The organism is Paenibacillus sp. FSL H8-0457, from assembly GCF_038051935.1.
GTDB classification, from domain to species: Bacteria; Bacillota; Bacilli; order Paenibacillales; family Paenibacillaceae; genus Paenibacillus_AQ; species Paenibacillus_AQ lautus_A.
The window spans coordinates 3427730-3446250 of record NZ_CP150293.1 but is presented as its reverse complement, the minus strand read 5'-3'; the positions used below and the strand labels follow the sequence as shown (position 1 = coordinate 3446250).

The 18521-nt window shown below is 49.1% G+C and carries 10 protein-coding genes; 2 read left to right on the top strand and 8 right to left on the bottom strand.

Translation table 11 applies throughout. The features are described 5' to 3' along the window. Positions 1 to 275 precede the first annotated feature (275 nt). On the top strand, positions 276 to 884 hold the full coding sequence (locus MHI43_RS15290) for a sigma-70 family RNA polymerase sigma factor (protein ID WP_051425358.1): 609 nt from the start codon (positions 276 to 278) through the stop codon (positions 882 to 884). Beyond that, on the top strand, positions 832 to 2463 hold the full coding sequence (locus tag MHI43_RS15285) for a DUF4179 domain-containing protein (protein WP_036663032.1): 1632 nt from the start codon (positions 832 to 834) through the stop codon (positions 2461 to 2463). The genes MHI43_RS15290 and MHI43_RS15285 overlap by 53 nt, the downstream gene beginning before the upstream one ends. 1459 nt (positions 2464 to 3922) lie before the next feature. Here the strand turns inward: MHI43_RS15285 and MHI43_RS15280 are convergent. The 8 genes from MHI43_RS15280 to MHI43_RS15245 all read right to left on the bottom strand — a co-directional run bounded on the left by MHI43_RS15280 (position 3923) and on the right by MHI43_RS15245 (position 18503). Next, on the bottom strand, positions 3923 to 5302 hold the full coding sequence (locus tag MHI43_RS15280; protein ID WP_009592677.1) for an extracellular solute-binding protein: 1380 nt from the start codon (positions 5300 to 5302) through the stop codon (positions 3923 to 3925). Positions 5303 to 5343: 41 nt separating this feature from the next. After that, positions 5344 to 6213, bottom strand: coding sequence for a carbohydrate ABC transporter permease (locus tag MHI43_RS15275; protein ID WP_036663034.1), 870 nt, complete (start codon positions 6211 to 6213; stop codon positions 5344 to 5346). A gap of 60 nt (positions 6214 to 6273) precedes the next feature. Continuing rightward, positions 6274 to 7224, bottom strand: coding sequence for a sugar ABC transporter permease (locus MHI43_RS15270; RefSeq protein ID WP_009592680.1), 951 nt, complete (start codon positions 7222 to 7224; stop codon positions 6274 to 6276). A gap of 275 nt (positions 7225 to 7499) precedes the next feature. Then, positions 7500 to 9173, bottom strand: coding sequence for a ribonuclease J (locus tag MHI43_RS15265; RefSeq protein ID WP_036663037.1), 1674 nt, complete (start codon positions 9171 to 9173; stop codon positions 7500 to 7502). A 296-nt stretch (positions 9174 to 9469) separates the two neighbouring features. Beyond that, positions 9470 to 11071 carry an S-layer protein gene (locus MHI43_RS15260; protein ID WP_036663039.1) on the bottom strand — a complete coding sequence of 534 codons (1602 nt, stop codon included), beginning with the start codon at positions 11069 to 11071 and terminating at the stop codon, positions 9470 to 9472. A 273-nt stretch (positions 11072 to 11344) separates the two neighbouring features. Next, a complete protein-coding gene (locus tag MHI43_RS15255; RefSeq protein ID WP_036663041.1) occupies positions 11345 to 14653 on the bottom strand; it encodes a glycosyl hydrolase in 3309 nt (1102 codons plus the stop codon). Between the two features lie 5 nt (positions 14654 to 14658). Continuing rightward, on the bottom strand, positions 14659 to 16683 hold the full coding sequence (locus tag MHI43_RS15250) for a glutaminase family protein (protein ID WP_036663043.1): 2025 nt from the start codon (positions 16681 to 16683) through the stop codon (positions 14659 to 14661). A gap of 161 nt (positions 16684 to 16844) precedes the next feature. Beyond that, positions 16845 to 18503 (bottom strand): extracellular solute-binding protein, encoded by a 1659-nt coding sequence (locus MHI43_RS15245; RefSeq protein ID WP_036663045.1) that lies wholly within the window; start codon positions 18501 to 18503, stop codon positions 16845 to 16847. Positions 18504 to 18521 lie beyond the last annotated feature (18 nt).

Below are 18521 nucleotides of genomic sequence, written 5' to 3'. Positions count from 1 at the left end.
GGGTACTCCTTCGTTCCGTAGTTAACCAGGAGTGGTCTCGATTAATTATTCAAATGCATAATAGAGGTTCATTAAACTAACGGGACACGTTAGTTCAATAAAAGACAAGTAGGCAGCCGATAACGAGATCGGCTGCCTTTGTTCAACTAACGGGCTGTATAATGGAATAAACAGGAAGAGATTCTAAGAGGGCTCTTTTTTTTTTAGTGAGAGAAACGGCAAAGGACATCCGTCTATAATATATGAAGTTCAGATGATGAGCAGGGAGGATCGTTATGGCAGACCCGTCACAGGACGTTACGCTGGTCAGGCAGGTGCTGGCTGGCGACAAGAGGAGCTTTACACAGCTGGTGGATACGCACAAAAATAAAATATACGGCCTATTACGAGGCCTGGGTGCTAGCCCGCAGGATGCCCAGGACTACACGCAGGAGGCTTTTCTGAAAGCTTACCGCAAGCTGGCGGGCTTCAGGGAGGAATCGAGCTTCGCCTCATGGCTGTACGCCATCGCCGTGAATGTGATGAAGGATGCGGGGCGGAGAAAAAAGCCTGAGCCGGTAGAAGCTGATGTGCTGATCCGGGTGCAGCATCATCACACCGAAACGCCGGAATCGGCTTATCTCCGCAAGGAAACCGGCGGGGAAGTACAGCAATTACTGCAGCAGCTGCCGGATAAATATCGGATCGTGCTGCTGCTGCGATATACGAATGAACTAAGCTATGACGAAATTGCCGCTATTGCCGGCATTGAGGTGAATCAAGTGCGCAATCGGCTGCACCGGGCCAAGAAGTCTCTGCGAAAAAAGTTCAAGGAGAAGGAGGGGATGATACATGAGATGCTGGAAGCTTGCTCAGACAAAAGAGTACATTCGGTCTGGAAATAAAACGGACGAAGAGCTGGAATTCCATCTTCGCATGTGCCCGGAATGCCGGAGTACGGTAGCCGCGGCAGAGGAGGAAGAAAAAGTATGGACGCAGCTGCTGTATGCCGAGAGACTTCCAGAAGGCTTTACCGAGCAGGTGATGGCTTCCCTTGAACAGATGGAAATCGAGCCTGCAGGGGAAGAATCCATGGCTGTTTCTAAGAAGAGTCATCCGAAATCGCGGCCTTTCTTGAAAAAAAGCGCCTTGTGGGTTGCTTCGCTTCTCGTTGTAGCCATGGCATTGACTTTGTACGCACAGCCGTCCATTGCCGACTGGGTCCGATCGATTTTTGCGAGGGAAACCTCAGATAGCGGGATGATGGATGCCCAAAGCCTTGGACTCGTGCAGAACCCCCATGTCAAAGTGAAGGATAAAGGCTACACGATTGAGATTAACGAAGTGGTCGCCGATGCGACCCGGCTTGTGATGGGGGTGAAGGTGACGGATCCGCGGGGGAAACCTGCCGTGAATCAGGTTGACTGGAGTAAAATTCTTGTCCTAGATGCTAACGATAATGAGGTGGCGCGGCTCAGGGAACAAGGAGGATCGAAGTTCATCGATAAATTGACGTTTGTTTTTACTCGTGAAGTTCAGAATGATCAAGTGAGCGTAGTAGGAGAGGTAAGCGAAATAGGAAATGTATTTTCCAAGAAAGTCGTGAAAGGAAACTGGGATTTCAACTTCAAGCTCGACATGAAAAAGGCGAACGCGCTGAATATTACGACGCCCCTACATGAGAAGTACATGACGCCTGACGGTATGCAGATTGAGATGGAAAAGCTGGTACGCACGCCAAGCGGCGTAAGATTGGAGCTGAGCACTTCCTTGACACCTGAAGCCGCCAAGCGCTCGCCGGGAGTACTGGAGAGCATGCAGCAGCTGATGTTTCATTTTGAAAATGAAAAGGGAGAAGACATATCGAGCGTAAACAATTACAGGGGCGGACACCCAGAGACGATCATTTCGCAGAACAGTGAGCTGCAGGGCGGTAAGCGGCACTGGACCTATACCTTCAGGTATCTTCCGTATGACCGCGAAAAGCTGAGCTTCGTATTTGACGGATACTCCATTCCCATTCAAAGCAGCGGTTCGCTTGAACTGATTCCAAGCGAGCTTAAAGAACATCCGGTCATATTCAAGGATCAGGGAGACGTCGTTACATTAAGCGGCTTTACGGTTGACCATGACCCGAATGCGAGGATGAATGATCCGAAAATTGCGGGTCTAATTAAGATGAAAGGGCAATATCGCAATGAATTCAGCAAAGATGTTTGGGTCGTCAGAGATCAGGATGGAAGGGAATATCCGGCGGAATTCAGAGGGGGAGTCAGTATGGGCAAGATCAAAGAGGCTTCCGGAGATCCCGGCTTTGTTGTGCAGGGCATGACCGAACTGCCGGAGAAGGCCACCTTGATCCGCAAAGTCACCGACAAGTGGTATCCGAATGTGAACTGGTCCTTTGAACTGCCGATCGGCAAGCCAATTCCGGGTCTTGAAAACGTGGATCCGGAGAGCTACTGGAGCTCGGAGATGCCTTAACCTTAGGATTCCGTATGTTTTTATTGTATTTTGACATTGAGCAGAAAAAAGAGTACCTTCTATTCGGTAAAAACCGATTAAAGGTACTCTTTTTTGCAATCTTAGTCAAAGCAGGAAATATGAATATAATCATGAGAAATATCTAATAGTTCGTGATGATAGGATTTGGAATGCCATTTCGCAAATGACAATTACAAAGAGTCGATTCTACAGACGCATTGGTCGTTTTAATCTTTTGGCGTGACATGCCGGGGAGATGACAATCCGATATGCTAATGGTACTGGAGCAAATTCGTCACAAAACCTTTGCTACAACGGTGGCCCTTGTTCAGCGGTTACTTACCCTCCAACCACAGGATGGGGGGAATTCACTACTATAAATGTGAATGTGAATCTAACTACTGGAGATAACATCATAAGACTAGCCAAAGGTTCAACTGGATATGCCGAGCTTGATAGTATCACTCTGAACTAGTATCAAAATATAACCGTAAGCGCGCATAACGAACCCATTGAATTTTTAAACCCGTTGATGATTAATTCCAACGGGTTTTTATTTTTTATTATAACGATAATGGAAGAAATCTAAGAGGGAAAAGGGCAAGTTACGGCAATGGGTACAAGTTCTTGTCCTTTAACGGTACATGTTCTTGTCCTCCGACATAAATCGATTGATCGTAGCAAACACGCCAATTGTGTTCCGGATTCTTTGACATATGTACAAAATACGAGTTTTGTGTAACAGATGTTGAGAAAAGAATCGCCACAGCTGATTTTCATTTAGATTCGTATGAATCTGAAGTTTTTGCTTTCTATCATGTTAAGCCGTTATAATCCTTTTTTCTTGCGCATCTTCTTTTTATCAAACAACTTTAACTTTCCAATTGGATTCTTTGATTCTAGATTCATTCGTTTGAATTACAATTTATCTAATCTAAGGCATTAATTAAAATGTCGTTTAATATCGTCATTAATCGATCACTTGTTCAAGTTTGTTCATGTGCCATTATAAATCATCATAATCATCGAATTTTGGTTGTTTCATTATTATTACGATTTCGCTTCACATTTTAGCGGAATTTCGCTACTGAGATATTTTTAATCTTTCGTTGGTTCTTAATCGATTTAATTTTTATTAATGCTCAATCTTATGAACTATTTAGTGCTTGCTTGTTATCATCCATTATCCTAATTTTTTATTAACCCTCCCCTCTCTACAACTTAATAATTTACCATTATATGTTATTTTATCCGCCTTGAAATATAAAAAAACCGGCCATATTCGGTCGGTTTTTCTCCCGCATGATCGGGACAATGCACGATTCACATAACATTGGAATATATTGTGCTGTTCGGCTCATATACTCATCATGATTAGCCCGTCTCTTCAAAGTCAGGGACAACGTGTAAGTCAACCACGCTTATCAAACCCATGCACCTGTGCAGTCCCCTCCTGTTTTTACTTCAGATTCGCAGACCACTTCTCGGCACGAGCCTGCAGATCATCCAGAAACTTCTGAATATCCGGAGCATTACCGGACGCTGCCTGGCTGATAAATCCATTAATGGCTGGAGCGATATCGCTCATGTAGAACGGATTGGCTTCATCCATGAGCTCCGAGTGGCCAACATCAGCGATTTCGAGTGCTTTTTTCACAAACTTATCCTCCGGAGTTACGAAATCAGCGTTTTTAAGTGTCGGGGTACTGGAGAAGTTCTCATACATGTATTTTTGCGTCATGTAGCTGGTCAAGAACTTTAATACTTCCCATGATGCATCCACATCTTTGGCATTCTTTGCCATGATGAACGGGTCAACCGCCACCCAGCCTTCGCCTTTAGGCCCCATGTTCAGCACAGGTTCAAAACGGTCCAGCAACTCCTTGTTCTGCTTCGACCGGTATTCACTCATCGTGGAGCCGCCGGTGGAATCCAGCGCGATGGCAATATTGTTTTTCTCGAGCCCAAAATTCTCGGCACCCTGGGCATTCACGAACCCGGCCGGTGGCAGCTGTGCGGCTTCCTTCAGCCATTCCAGCACTTTGACCATTTCCGGAGAATTCAGGTGCCACTTGATGTTCTTGATATCCTTCAGTGATCCTTCCGCTCCTTTGGCGCCATATGCAAGGGTTAATGCAACAAAGGTAGATCCGTTTAAAGAGTTGCCGCTCCAATACAAACCGAAATTGTCTTCACCGGTTTTCGGGTTTTTGCCGGTCATCTGCTTGGCTTTCTCCAGAATTTCGTCCGGTCCCGGTTGTGCCGAGAGTGTTTCAACGCCCCAGTCTTCAAACAGCTTCTTATCATAAATCGTCATCCGGCGGCCAAGAACGGCAGGAATTCCAAATTGTTTACTTCCGTCCGGCGACTTGGTGCTGTAGGAATTATTCATAATGCCTTCCAGATAGATGCTTGGGTCAAACGAAGTATCTTTTGCAATCAAGTCGTCCAGGTCACGCAGCAGCCCTTCTTGGTACCATTGCGATGCAAAGGCTCCCCCGGTATACAAGACATCCGCATCGCCGGAGAGCAGCATGGCCGTTTGTTTGGCTTTTACGTTCTCCCAAGGGATTTGATAAACCTCCAGTTTGATGTTCGGATACATTTTTTTGAACGTTTTATCCAAATATTCGTTGAGTCCGATGGTCGGGTTGCCTGTCAGCGCATCGATCCCGTTATCCAGCTGCCAGCCTGCCAGCGCAACGCGAACCGTTCCTTCCATATCCGATACTTTTTCAATGGTAACGCCGCCTGTCACATCTTTACCTGAACTGCCTGAACAAGCGGCCAATGTAAACACCAGCACGAATGACAGGATCAGCAGCACAGCTTTTTTCATCATGTCAACACCCCCGCATAATTTTAGCTTTACTATCTGAATTACTGCTTGATACCGGAGAGCGCAATGCTTTCGATAATATAGCGCTGCAGGAACATATAGACGACGATAACCGGAATTAGGCTCGTGGTTGTGGCCGCCATAATAATGGATGGCTGTTGGTTAATACCGTTGTTGTACGTAAACATGGCTAAACCGATCTGGATCGTGTACTTGGCAGCCGATTTCAAGATCAGCAGCGGCCACAGCATATCATTCCATACGCCCAAGAACAGCAGAATGACCATGGTAGCGATAATAGGCGTACACAGCGGCAGATAAACCCGGCTGAATACCGTAATTTCCTTAGCTCCATCCAGTACGGCCGCTTCCCTTAAACTGCTGGGCAATTGATCAAAGAACGCTTTGGCCAAAAAAGTACCGAACGCATAGTTCATGGCCGGCAAATAAAATGCCAGATAATTGTCGACCAACCCGAGTTTACTGAACAAAAGATACTGCGGAATCATGGTCATTTCGAACGGAATCATCATCGTGCTTAGCGCCAGCAGCAGTACGAAATTAGCTCCTTTGAAGCGAAGCTTGGATAAGGCATAACCGGATAATAGTGCGGACAACGAGCTGATGATAATGACCCCTGCGCTGACAAGCGTGGAATTGCCGATATATCGGAACATATTGATGTTGGTGAAAGCGGCTTCATAGGTTCGGATTGAAGGCTCCTCCGGCCATATTTTCGGCGGGAATGAAATATTTAACCGTGCGGCCCAATCGAAGCTTGTTACCAGCATCCATAAGAATGGCACAATCATAATGAATGAACCTACCAATAGGACCAGCGTTAGCATCAATTGTGGAAGCGTGATTCGTTTGCGGCGCACCGGCTCCTTGGGCAAGGCTGAACTGCTCATAGTTACCCTCCTGTCTTCTGGAATAAAGTTCCCCTACGGATCCAAAAATGGATAATGGGATTAATCCAAGCTGTCTTTACGTCGGTTGAGCAGCATGAGGAACACGGTTAAGATGAGTATGATGACGAATAACAGATAGGATACGGCCGTAGCCAGCCCCATCTGCGAAGAGAGGAATGCATTTCGGTAAATATACAGCACCACGGTCATCAAGCTTCCCCCAGGATTACCTGCGGTTCCGCCGATTAACCATACATCGGTAAACCGCTTCATTCCGCCGATGGTTCCCATGATGAGCATGAACACAAAGATCGGACGCAAGTATGGAATCGTTATATACCACCATTTCCGGTACGTGCCTGCACCGTCGACCTCGGCAGCCTCATAGAGATCCCGCGGGACGCTTTGCAAACCGGCCAGAAAAATAATGGTGTTATACCCTAGTGCACCCCACAAGCTCATCAGCACGATACTGTAACGCGCGACTTCCGGGTTCGTGAACCAGCCGACCGGATCGATGCCGAACAATCCAATCACGAAGTTGATCAGCCCTTCCTTGGAGGGGAAAAACAAGAAGGAGAACAACAAGCTTGTAGCAACGCCAGACACGACGTTGGGCAGAAAATAGACCGCTTTGAAAAAGTTGCGTCCCAGATGCCATTTCAGATTATTAATCAGGCTCGCCAGAACAAACGAAAGCGCGATCCCTAGCAATACGGACCATATCCCCATGACGAACGTATTTGTAAGCGCTTGCCAAAATAAGGAATCCTCTAACGCGTAACGATAGTTGCTCAGGCCCACCCAGTTTCCGGATAAATTGAGCCCGGATGTCTGATGAAAACTCATAAACAGTGCGGCAAACATGGGATAAATGGCAAATACGATGACGCCGATAATCAGAGGGGCGCTGAATAGATAGCCCATCCAGTCATTGCGCGTAAATCTGAACTTTCGTTTTGCCCATTTTCCATGTTCCGCAGTCCATTTCCCTTCTGGGGTGGATGACAAACCGATCCTCCTCCTTTCGTTAGTAACCGGATCCATTCCGGCAATCGGACAAGACGTTCATGTCCATTCTGTACATGGTTATGTGGATGAATCCGGATTATGTGTTATTCTTTTTTTCACAGACGTGAATGAAAGAATAACACCTTAAAGCGATTCTTTATCGGCAGTGTATGCAGCAGCCCGCTTCCGGGTGTATGCCTAGGTTGAACCCCATATCGATACGCATAAAAAAAAGCACAGCCTATTGGAGGCTGTGCTTTATATATTCAAAGGGCTTAAACTTCGATAATGATGGGCAGAATCATCGGCCTTCTCTTGGTCTCACTGTATATGAATTTGCCGACATGATCCTTCAAGGTTTGCTTGATCAGATTCCATTGGGTGGATCCGGTTTCAGTCAAATCCTTCATTGAAGACGAGACGATATCGTGGATCTGACCCATGAATTCCTCCGAATCTTTTACGAAGATAAACCCCCTGGATATAAGCTCGGGCTTGGCCACCATCTGCTTTTCCGTTTTGCTGAGCGTGGTGACGATAATGAGCATCCCGTCGGAGGACAGCTGCCTCCGGTCCCGCAAGACGATATTGCCTACGTTGCCGATCATCAATCCGTCCACCAGGCTGTTGCCTGAAGGGATTTTGGGACCTAACGATGCCATGCCCTGCTGGATTTGTACCGTATCGCCATTCTGAACGATAAACACGTTCTCATTCGGGATTCCCACGGACTCGGCCAGCTGACGATGCTGATAGAGCATTCGGAATTCACCGTGAACGGGGAGCAAATAGTCCGGTTTCATTAAGGTGAGCATCAACTTCAATTCTTCTTGGCTGCCATGTCCGGATACATGCATCCCAGAAGTCGCACCCGATCCATAGATGACTTGGGCTCCCAGCACATATAAATTATCGATGACATGAGCCAGATTCCGCTCATTACCCGGTATCGCCCCTGCAGCAATAATGACGGTATCGCCCGGCAGAATCTCGATATGGGGATGCTTGGAGTTGGCTAGCCGTGATAAGGCTGCCATAGGCTCTCCTTGGCTTCCCGTGCATAACACGGCGATTTGGTCCGGCGGATAACGCTCGCTGTCTCCAGCATCGATCAGCAAATCATCGGGCATGTTGAGATATCCGTGCTCCTTGGCCACCGCAACGACATTAACCATGCTCCGGCCGAGCAGAATCAATTTCCGTTCCGTCTCTACCGCGGCATCGATGATCTGCTGAACACGGTTGACGTTCGAAGCAAATGTGGAGATGAATACCTGCTGTTTGGCCTGGGCGAAAGCCTCCAGGATATGACCGCCAACCAGGCGTTCCGAAGGGGTAAACCCGGGTCTTTCGGCGTTTGTGCTTTCCGATAGCAGCACCTTCACGCCCTGCTTGCCGATTTCTGCCATTCGGTGCAGATCGGGATAAGGTCCCTTCACGGGAGACATGTCGAATTTAAAATCTCCCGTGTGGACGACATTGCCTTCCGGAGTTTGAAATACGACGCCCACGCAATCCGGGATGCTGTGACTGGTCGAAAAAAAAGAGGCATGGATGGCACCCGCTTGAATGGTGGAATTCGCGTCGATCGTGTGAAGCTCGGAATTACGCAGAATTCGATGCTCTTTCAGCTTGATTTTAATCAGCTCAATCGTAAGCTTCGTCCCATACACAGGGATCGGCAGCTGCCTCAGTAAATAGGGAATTCCACCAATATGGTCTTCATGTCCATGAGTGACGACAAGGGCTCTGACTTTATCCGCGTTGTCCAGCAAATAGGTGAAGTCGGGGACAATCAAGTCGATGCCGGGCAGGTTTTCGTCAGGAAATTTCGAGCCGCAATCAATCAACACAATATCTTGATCGTACTGTATGAAGTACATGTTTTTGCCAATTTCATTCACCCCGCCAAGCGCGGCGACCAGCAATTTTTGTTCAGCTATATTCATGGCTAGGTTGCCTCCTTGTCTCTACTCGCCTAGGTCCATATCTTTCAATGCATGATGTTCCTTCTATATTATTGAAGTTCTCGCAAAACTTATGCACCGCGGGAAACAATGGATGCGCCAGTCGTAATGCAGAGTAACGACAGAAATCCCGCCAATCTCAAACGGTATGTCATTTGTCTTTAGCCCTTTCTGTTGCAGCCAGATAGGAATTCAGACCTCAGGCTTCTTTAAAAGTTGAAAAATGAAAAAGACTGCCGGATAATCGGCAGTCTTCTGAATATAGCGCAAGTCGCGTCTTACGAATGTTTCCCCTGTTGTTTAGGAGCTTTAACCGGCTTATCGTTAACGCTGACAAAGATCGGATTAGAATAAAACCACAGGTCGCTGTAATTCCGTTTATTAATTTCCGCAAAGCGCTGCTCGTTGTCTTCGATGTCCGTTTTCGGATCCATGAGCGGATCGCCATGTCGGGTTTCTCCGTCAACATTCACGCCAAGGTTCGTCCCTCTTAACCGGAAATATTGGTCCTTCGTTGCTTTCGTCCGATAAGTGATCACGTTGTATCCATCCCGATCGGTTGTCCAATCCTTGCTCGTAAACCGTTTCACCACTTTGGTCGAATCGTTGGTGCTCTTGCTGTATGCCGCCGTACCTGGTTGTGCCTTACCGGTGACATCACCCGAGATCAAATCGACATGATCCACGGCTACGGAGTCGCCGTTGTTATTTTGTTTCGGACTTTTGAATCGGATCGTAATTTCGATAGGATTCCCTTGTTTCACTTGAAGTTTACTCCCCATCTCGGCCTGCTTATTCCCATGGCGAACGCGAAAATCCAACGCGTTGATTAAATCGCCGTGCACGGAGAACGATTGGCCTGAACGCATGCCGTTCAGCACGCTTTGCATATCCTTTCCGTTCACCCATGTGTAATTCTTGGCGTATTGTCCCGGCCAATAACCGCTGGAGTATAAACGATTGTCACTAATCTCAAAATGAGAATCCGAGTTCGCAAAGTTCCAGAATTCGCGTCCTTCGCCGAGCAGCGCATCCCATACGCCGCCAACTTTGGCAATCATGTAATCAGCGCCGCCATAGGTTCTGTTTTCCGGCGTAGTTAAATTTAGCCCGCCACGATCCGGTTCCATCTGATTCCCGGGCATTCCTTCCAACCCGAATACAACATTCGGCGCGATGTTGTTGAAATCCCGTATGTCAGCGATCGTATAGACGGTTTTTCTGGAAGGATGGTTGAGCAATGCATAACTGCTGTTGGCGTAGTTTTTTTGGAGCCAGGCCAGTGCCGTTCGAGCATCTTCGGACGTCGTATAGGCCCGGTTGTCTGTTTTTTTCCAATCGGCGACTTCTTTGGGATCAAACATCGCTTCATCTCGATCCGTGAATAGATACTCGAACTGACGGGCTGCCCTAAGGCTCGCCTCTGAACCGAATGAGCCTGCTATAATGCCGACTCCCACATGTTCGTATGTAGGCATGTCCCATTCAAAACCCGAATAGATAATGTTATTCTTGTATTTCCCTGCTGCCTGGAGCTGCTGGATCTTAGGGATCTGATACAGCGCCATTCCTTGGGAGAACGGAACAGGTCCGCCGGCAAGAGGATTTCCCTCATCATCCCGTTTCGAAACTCTAAGATGGTCCGAAACGGCGATCCAATCCAAACCGTACTTTTCGAACCCGTTGTCCAACAATTCCTGTAAGGATTGACTGGCATCATCGGACTGATACGTATGCGCGTGATACTCCCCAGTCATCCATTTGCCGTTGCTTTCCGGCTTAAACTTAGACCCATCCGACTTCGCATGAACAACCATGCCTTGCGAAAGGATGGACAAGCTGAGCGCCAAAACCATGATGGTTTTCTTCTTTAGCTGCATTTCATGGCACCTCCGAGTTGATATCAATCGTAAAAACTACTTAAGTGTAAGCCTTCTTGATTAAGAGAATGTTATGATAAATCGATACATTTGTAAGAATAGTCCTCGTTATTCTTATGTCCAATCGAATAAATAAGCTCGCGACTTTGTAACTTGAAATAAGCAAGGTCATCATCCATTTAGGTTACATATATTATATTATGTAAACAATTAATTAACAGAATGACTACAACCTGCATTCGTTGTAGTCATTTCGATGAGCTTCTTCTAAGATTACATTTCTTTGGATAAAGTTCGACGTACCAGCTTCACCTGACCATTCACCCCTGAAGGCAAAGCATTCTTGCCATACAGGTTCTCCAGCGTATTGGCTGCACGGATGGTAAGCTGATGGAGCCCCTGTTCCACATACCGCGTGATGTTCCAATGATACGGAGGCCACAGCCGGATGCCAGCGTCTATATCATTCACATATAGGCAAGCCGTCTCCCTAATATCTTCGGCTTCCAGCCACAACTCCTCGTCCGGAGCTAAGCTGACCTCCGTCAGGTCTACCTGCTGAGAGTAATCACCCGCCCCCGCATAATAAGGATAGCCGGCAGAAGCCCAAGAACCAAACATATGTTCCGAACGTGCGTTTAACCTCACCTCAGCTTCTATTTCAAACGGGCCAATCAAATAGGCTGGGAATGAAATCGCCGGCATCGGCTCCAATAAGGAAACCGTCAATATCTCGAGCTCGTTCTCGCCCGCCACCAAATGAGCCGTGATATCCAGGCAAGCATAGTTTGAATCCTGCCAATCGGATGGCTTCAGCGCATTCTGCCTAACGCCATTCACGAAGATTTCAACATTGCGCCTGCGCTGCAGGAAGCCGATATGGGCCGGTATTATCTGCTTCACATCGTCCAGAATCAACTCAAGCCTCGGCAATGGATGAACATCTGGTGGATGCGAATGATCTCGGCCATTCGGTGAATGCAATTGTTCGATTAATGCCTGCGTAATGGTAAACGTTGTACGGTACGTGTTCACTTGCCCAGGCATCGTGGCGTTCATCCTGGAGTTTCGGTCATTCAGCGTGACCTGCCACTGGTCCAGTAATAAAACGTTGGGTTCAAGAGACTGAAAACGCCACTTATCTTCGAGAACGATAATATCCTCGGTTTTTTGCACCTTGCCGAACGTTTGTTCTGTTCCATTAATTGAGCACTCCTCAGGTCCAACCGATAGAACTCGCAGTTCTCCAGGTGCATAGGTAAGAACGGAATCGCCTACTAACCGGCGAATGTTCCCGCTTTCCAAGTCCCACTCTTCCATAAGGTTCCCGGTTTCTCCTGCATCAAGCTTCATGGAAACGTCATGCTCCGTCCAGTTCATAAACCATACAAATACACGGTTACCGAACACACGTTCTACATAGATCAAATCCTCATATTGTCCTTCAATCAGCTTCCATCGTAAGGCAGCAGATTTCTTTAATAACCCGCTTACCGTTTCACACAAGGGCTCGAACAGATCTGGAGCCTGCTCCTTTATACGGCCTCCGGACATCTCTGGATCGGCAAGTATCCGCTTTTCTCCGGAATCGAGATGATCCTCGATCAATGTATCTTCGTGGTCCTTGTCCTCCAACGAATAAAATAAAGCATACCCTTTGCCAACGGGGCGTAAAGCCCCATGCTGAGGATTCGGGCTAAAAAGCTCATGCATTTGCTTTGCCAGCTCCGGGTCCTGGCGTACGGTCTCGCTATGCCTCGGAATTGCCCCTACGGCAACCAGCGTTCCGCCTTGCTTTACATAGGCAACCAGAAGAACGGCGATGTCTCTCGACATGACTTCCACCTCGGGCATAACCAAAACCGAATATACGTTCCCGTCACCACTGAATCGTACCCCTTCTCCATCAACAAGGGCAGCATTACGAAGCTGACATTCATCAACATAGTCATAATCAATGGAATGGCGCAGCATGCGATCCGACAAAAGCGAGAACAAGGTATCGGATGAAGGAAACCGGTTAGATTGTCCCGATGCGAACATATTTTCGTACACCGATTGAATAGGCGATAATAGAAGAACCTCCGGGGTTCGTTTTCCGCTGGCGCCGAGCAGACTCAATCGACCGAGATAGTCGGCAAAAGCACGATAATGCGGCCAATGCGGCGCATGTTTGAATTCTGTGGGAGGAAAATCGGTTTTCCGATACCCTGCAAACGAATAATAGAACGCATGCGGGATAAATAGATTAACGCCGAGGAAAGCCATGAAATTGGCATCGAGCCGCCTTTGACGCATGGAATAGCCGTGACCGCTGGCACCAAAGGCCTCGCAGATCACGCGTTCTTTATTATCCAACCCGGCTACGGAAGCCGCCGTCTTCACGGACACGATCCGGTGCGGATTCTCCTTCGTGCCGATGCCTGGCGTCAAATAATCCACGCCTGCATAGTGGAACTGCTGCAGGACGCGCGTCTGGTTGCCTTGCGACCTGGCTTGCCCCCAGACCGGTTCCTCCAGCGTATGACCGATGTACAGCAGTTCATGCCCTTCGCACCATGAGGAAACCGCTTGATGATACCCCTCCACATACCAGCGCGTAATCGTATCATAATATTGCTGTTTCGTTGCACGGCTGCCGTCTGCCATGTTATATAGCAAAGCTCCTAATCGCGGGATGAGATCATACCCGTTCTCTTGCCGGTACCGCTCACCCATTCCTTCAGACCAAGCAAAGACCATGCCAGGCAGGGTAGCGCCTACATCGTGAACAGCCGTCCGGATCGCTTCCACCCCGAAGAAACCGTCGTGGATCATGAGCCCCGGCTCGTCGGTAAAAACGCCTTGTATCGTCGTTCCGAAATATTTCTGCAAGGACAGAAACGGTTCATAGGACATCCGGATGAACGCCTGGACCGCCTCCGGATTCAACGTATCCAAGTAGTACCCATTGGCAAACGTGATGCCTTCCGCAATTTCGCAGGACCAGCAGGCCAGCACGACATAAGAGTCTTCCGCATGCGGAGGCGTCCAATCCCGTCCCCATTCATGCGTGAGGTCCTCGGATTCTTCATGGAGCAGCCATTCCCCGTCAGACTCGACGGCACGATAGGCCAGAATGGCAATCAGCTCATTATTCTCATAGCGTGCAAAATCCAGCTTCAAGCTCTCTTGCCCGGAACCGCCGTAACATCTCTTTTCCTCCACTCTTAAGTAACGCATGCGAAATTCCGGATGCTGTCGCGTCAGCTTTCCGCCCACCGTCCCGCTTGGCCAATTATCCTCATCGTACAGCCAGACGACCATATTGCGTTTTTGGCATTCCACGGTGCAGAATTCCAAAGCTTCCATAAAAGCCTGCGAGAGGTATGAGGCTTGCATTCCATGACGCGCATGCAGAACAACCCCTCCGACGCCCGCTTCAAACATCGATTGAATCTGGCTTTCCAGCTCCGCTTCCTTGAGCTCGTGATTCAGAAACCAGAAAGGCTGCGGGCGGTACGTTGCGTCCGGATTCTGGAATTGCTGCTTCAACCGCATGAGATCCATTTCGATTTCTTCCTTAACATGAAGGCTGTTCACCTACATCACCTGTCTTTGTTCGAATTTGAACTGGATTCTGACATGAGTAATCGAATGAAGAATCCCCCGACGACGGAGCGATTCTGGAAGTTCATTTGCTTGCCGCTGATGGTGTCATACCAATCGGTCACCGGGACTCGAGCGGAGGTTTCATTCATGAAATCCCATAGGGGCGCGATCATGGACTCAAACCCGGCCTGCGTGGTACTCATGGCTGCACACCATACCAGCCAATCGGATTTCGTATACGTATCGCGGCTGTCCAGGGGAAGGCCGTAACGGTTCTGTAGATGCTGGTAATACTCCAGTTCCCGCTCCGCCACTGCTGTTGGAAACAGGTTGAACTCCAGCAGCCGATCCCACACCAGATTGTATTTCATGCTCCAGGAATCGCCGGCGCTGTCGAACGTAAGCTTGTAATGGTCACCGGCATCGGCCATGGACATCCATTCATTCGCCATGTTCCGTGCAGCTTCGTGATAAGCTTCCCCTTCCGGGAGGCCGAGCCGATCGCACATGTAGGAGTATGCGGCAATGCCCAAGATCGCCTTGATGGACAGATTAGCATTATGCGCCAAATGTCCGGCGAAGTCATCCGTGCACAGCTGATTGTCCGGATCGAGTCCATTCTTCAGCAAATACCCAGCCCATGCGGTAAGGGGCTCCCAGTGCTCCCTGGCAAACTCCGCATTTCCTTCATACTTGCATACCGCAGCCGCCATCAGGAGCATATTACCGCATTCCTCAATCGGCATCTGGTATTCCAGCTTGTTCTCGCCATACACTTGACCGTTGGCTTTCGGGTACGTGCCCACGTCATGGGGCGCAAAATCGAACGTCCATTCATCGCTCATCGCATACTTAAAAATCGGACGCATCATGCCCTTGATCAGTTCAGGGTTATATCTCAGGAACAATGGAATCGACGGGTAGCTGACATCGACCGTGGCAATGCACCCGTTGCTGAAATTCTCCTTGGAGAAAAACAACACGCGGCCCGCTTCGTCAGCAACCAGTTTATGCGCGGCAATCGCCTGCCGATAGGTCAGCGCCAAAATATCCCGGTACCGATTGCCCCCTGCGGCTTGGCTCTCGGTCATGAGCTCGCGGTTAAATATCTCGCATCGCTCCATGATCGTTTCATACTGATCGGCTGCCGCTAACAGCATGTCATGAAAGGTCCATCCATTTACCTTCCAATAAGCATCCAGCGGCTTGAGGAAATATTCGATCGCATGAATATCGTCATACGCAAGCATCAGATATTCGGATACCCATTCATCCCGAACAGCACCCAAATCGATTTCGGCAGCCATGACGGGAACGTTATCGGAGACGGGGCGCGGCTTCTTCGAATCATCTTGGACAGGTAATTGACCAGTCCTCACATACGACTCCCGAGTTGTGACCGAATGAATTACCGTCTGTATCCGCGATGAACGCGGCACCGCCAGCACCATATACCCCCAGTCGATTCGGGTGTCATCACCGGCAAGCTGCAGGATCGGCTGTTCGACAGTACCCATCGACATCGCATTCAATCGTCCGTCGAACACGCGGTGCTCCCAGGTCACCTGCTGATCCGGCGTATTAACGCACCATTCGCCCGTTACATCGATGTAAATCTTAACGTCATGCGGTTGCCCATCCAACGAACGCACGTGAAAGGTCAAATAGGTGACGGGCCGGGATAATAGCTCGAGATCGTCCAGCAAGAGCGGGGTGGTAAACTGAACTTGAAGTTCAATGCCTTCCCCTTGAAACGTATACCGGGTCGTTACGGGCTCAACCGTCAGATCGGTTTGCTCAAGCGCTTCAGGCTCAAGTTGTTCTGACGGCTCCTGCGTGATAACTTTTCCCATGAATCGTCGCGGTACGCCATCAATGATGGCTACTCCCGTCATGCCCTGAATCTTGTTCGTCCAATGCCGGGTATGGTCGTCATATAGACGGTCCGCTGCGGACCATACGCTGAAATAAGGATCTACGGTTACCAGCGGCACGGATGGGGGTCTGAAATTCGTTGTCATCTAACGTCAACTCCTTCATGTATTCTTTATTCTTCAAGCTGCCTGGATCTCCTTGCGATTTGGAAATATTGATTCAATAAACAGCGAAGGCTTCGCCCCCTTGGATGACAAGGTCATGCGAAGCCTTCCTAATTAACGGGCTCCCCTGATCATGGATATGATTAGTTCGGCATTTGAACGGTCACAACGTCTTTACCCTTCAGATTTTCGTTCGTGAACTGCATCGCCTTATCGTATCCGGTCTTTCGGAGCTGTTCCCGCAGTTCGTTGATAATGCTCATGGCGGCTTCATCCGATTTGGCAAAAACCGCTTCCTTCCACGCATCGCCCATCCGATCCATCGAAGGCTTCAGCATTTCCCATTCCGGCGCTTTGGTGATGACATCGCCGGGGTTGTACGCCGTAATGACCTGAATGCCGTTCGGACGGAGGATTTTGCGAGCATTCTCCATCGCGTCCAGCCTTTCTTGTTCCGCCCAGATGTCTCCTCCCGCAGCGGAATTGATGCGGTCAAGTCCTGTCAGCGATTCCAGACCGATGCTGATGCCTTCGTTCTTGCGCAGCTTCATGTTGGTGTCCGTGCTGAATTTGTCAAACCATTCCTGATTCGCGACAGGCTTGCCGTCCTTCATGTCCCAGTGAACGCCCTGCACCCCGTACCTAGCCAGCATAAAGCCTTCATCGGAAGCCATGAAGTCGAGGAACTTGAGCGCAGCATCCACGCAAGCGCCTTTACAGTTCTTGGTGATTGCCGTCACATTGTTGCCTTGAATTCCGAGATCGACAGGCCTGTCCGGTTCGACGTCAGCGCGCTCCAGCGGGCCGAGCGGAATGTAGTCGCTGCCCGGATGCGATGAGACATATTCCTTGGAAGCATCCAGTATAGCCGGGTAGTGGGCGGCCAGGATGGCGATGCGGCCTTGATTGATTTTTTCCTTGGCAATCGGGTCCGTCTGGGTGAAGGCTTCAGGATCCATCAGCCCTTCTTCAACCAGCTTTCGATAGAACAGCGTGTATTCTTCGTAGCCCTTGGTGAAGAAGTTATGCTCAAGCGTGCCGTCGCCTTTATCGACGTAACTCGCCCCGGAATAAAACATGGTGTTGCCGATGCCGACGGCCCAGCCGTTGCTGAAACCGCCCAGCGGAAAGACCGGCTGGCCGTTCTCCTGCAAGTTGGCATCCTTGATTTTTTTGAGGAAGTTATAGAAGTCGTCCTTCGTCACGACGGATTGCGGGTCTACGCCAACCTTCTCGGCGATGTCTTTGCGCACATAGAAGCCATAGAGCCAGTCCATCCCATCTTCGTTGGTCGCCGGCTGATTTTGCAGCAGCAGATACTTTTTGCCGTCGTAAGCGTTAATCGCTTTTTCATACAATGCCGGCGGGACATTTTCTTCCGCAATGGATTTGGATAAGTTCGGATAATCCTTCAATTTCTCGGAGATATCGACCAATTGTCCTTCTTTGGCCGCCTTGATGATTCCGTCCAGCTCCCCGCCCCAGGCAGGTCCGGTATAGATATCGGGCAGATCCTGGGTCGCGAAGATCTGATTGACCTTCTCCGTCTCGCTGCCCTTGGTATATTCCCACTCCAGGGTAACGCCCGTCTTCTCCTTGATGACTTCTTCGACCGGCGTCATCGCATCGGAACCGTTTGAGCCATTCCAATTGTGTAATATTTTGAGTTTGTATGAATTCTCTCCTTCTGCGCCTTCTCCGTTATCTCCGTTCCCTGATGAATTCGTGCAGCTGATCAGCAAACCTCCAACCATGATGGACACGAGCAATGCGGATACGCCTTTCGACCAAATCCTCTTCAAACCAATCGCCTCCTGGAA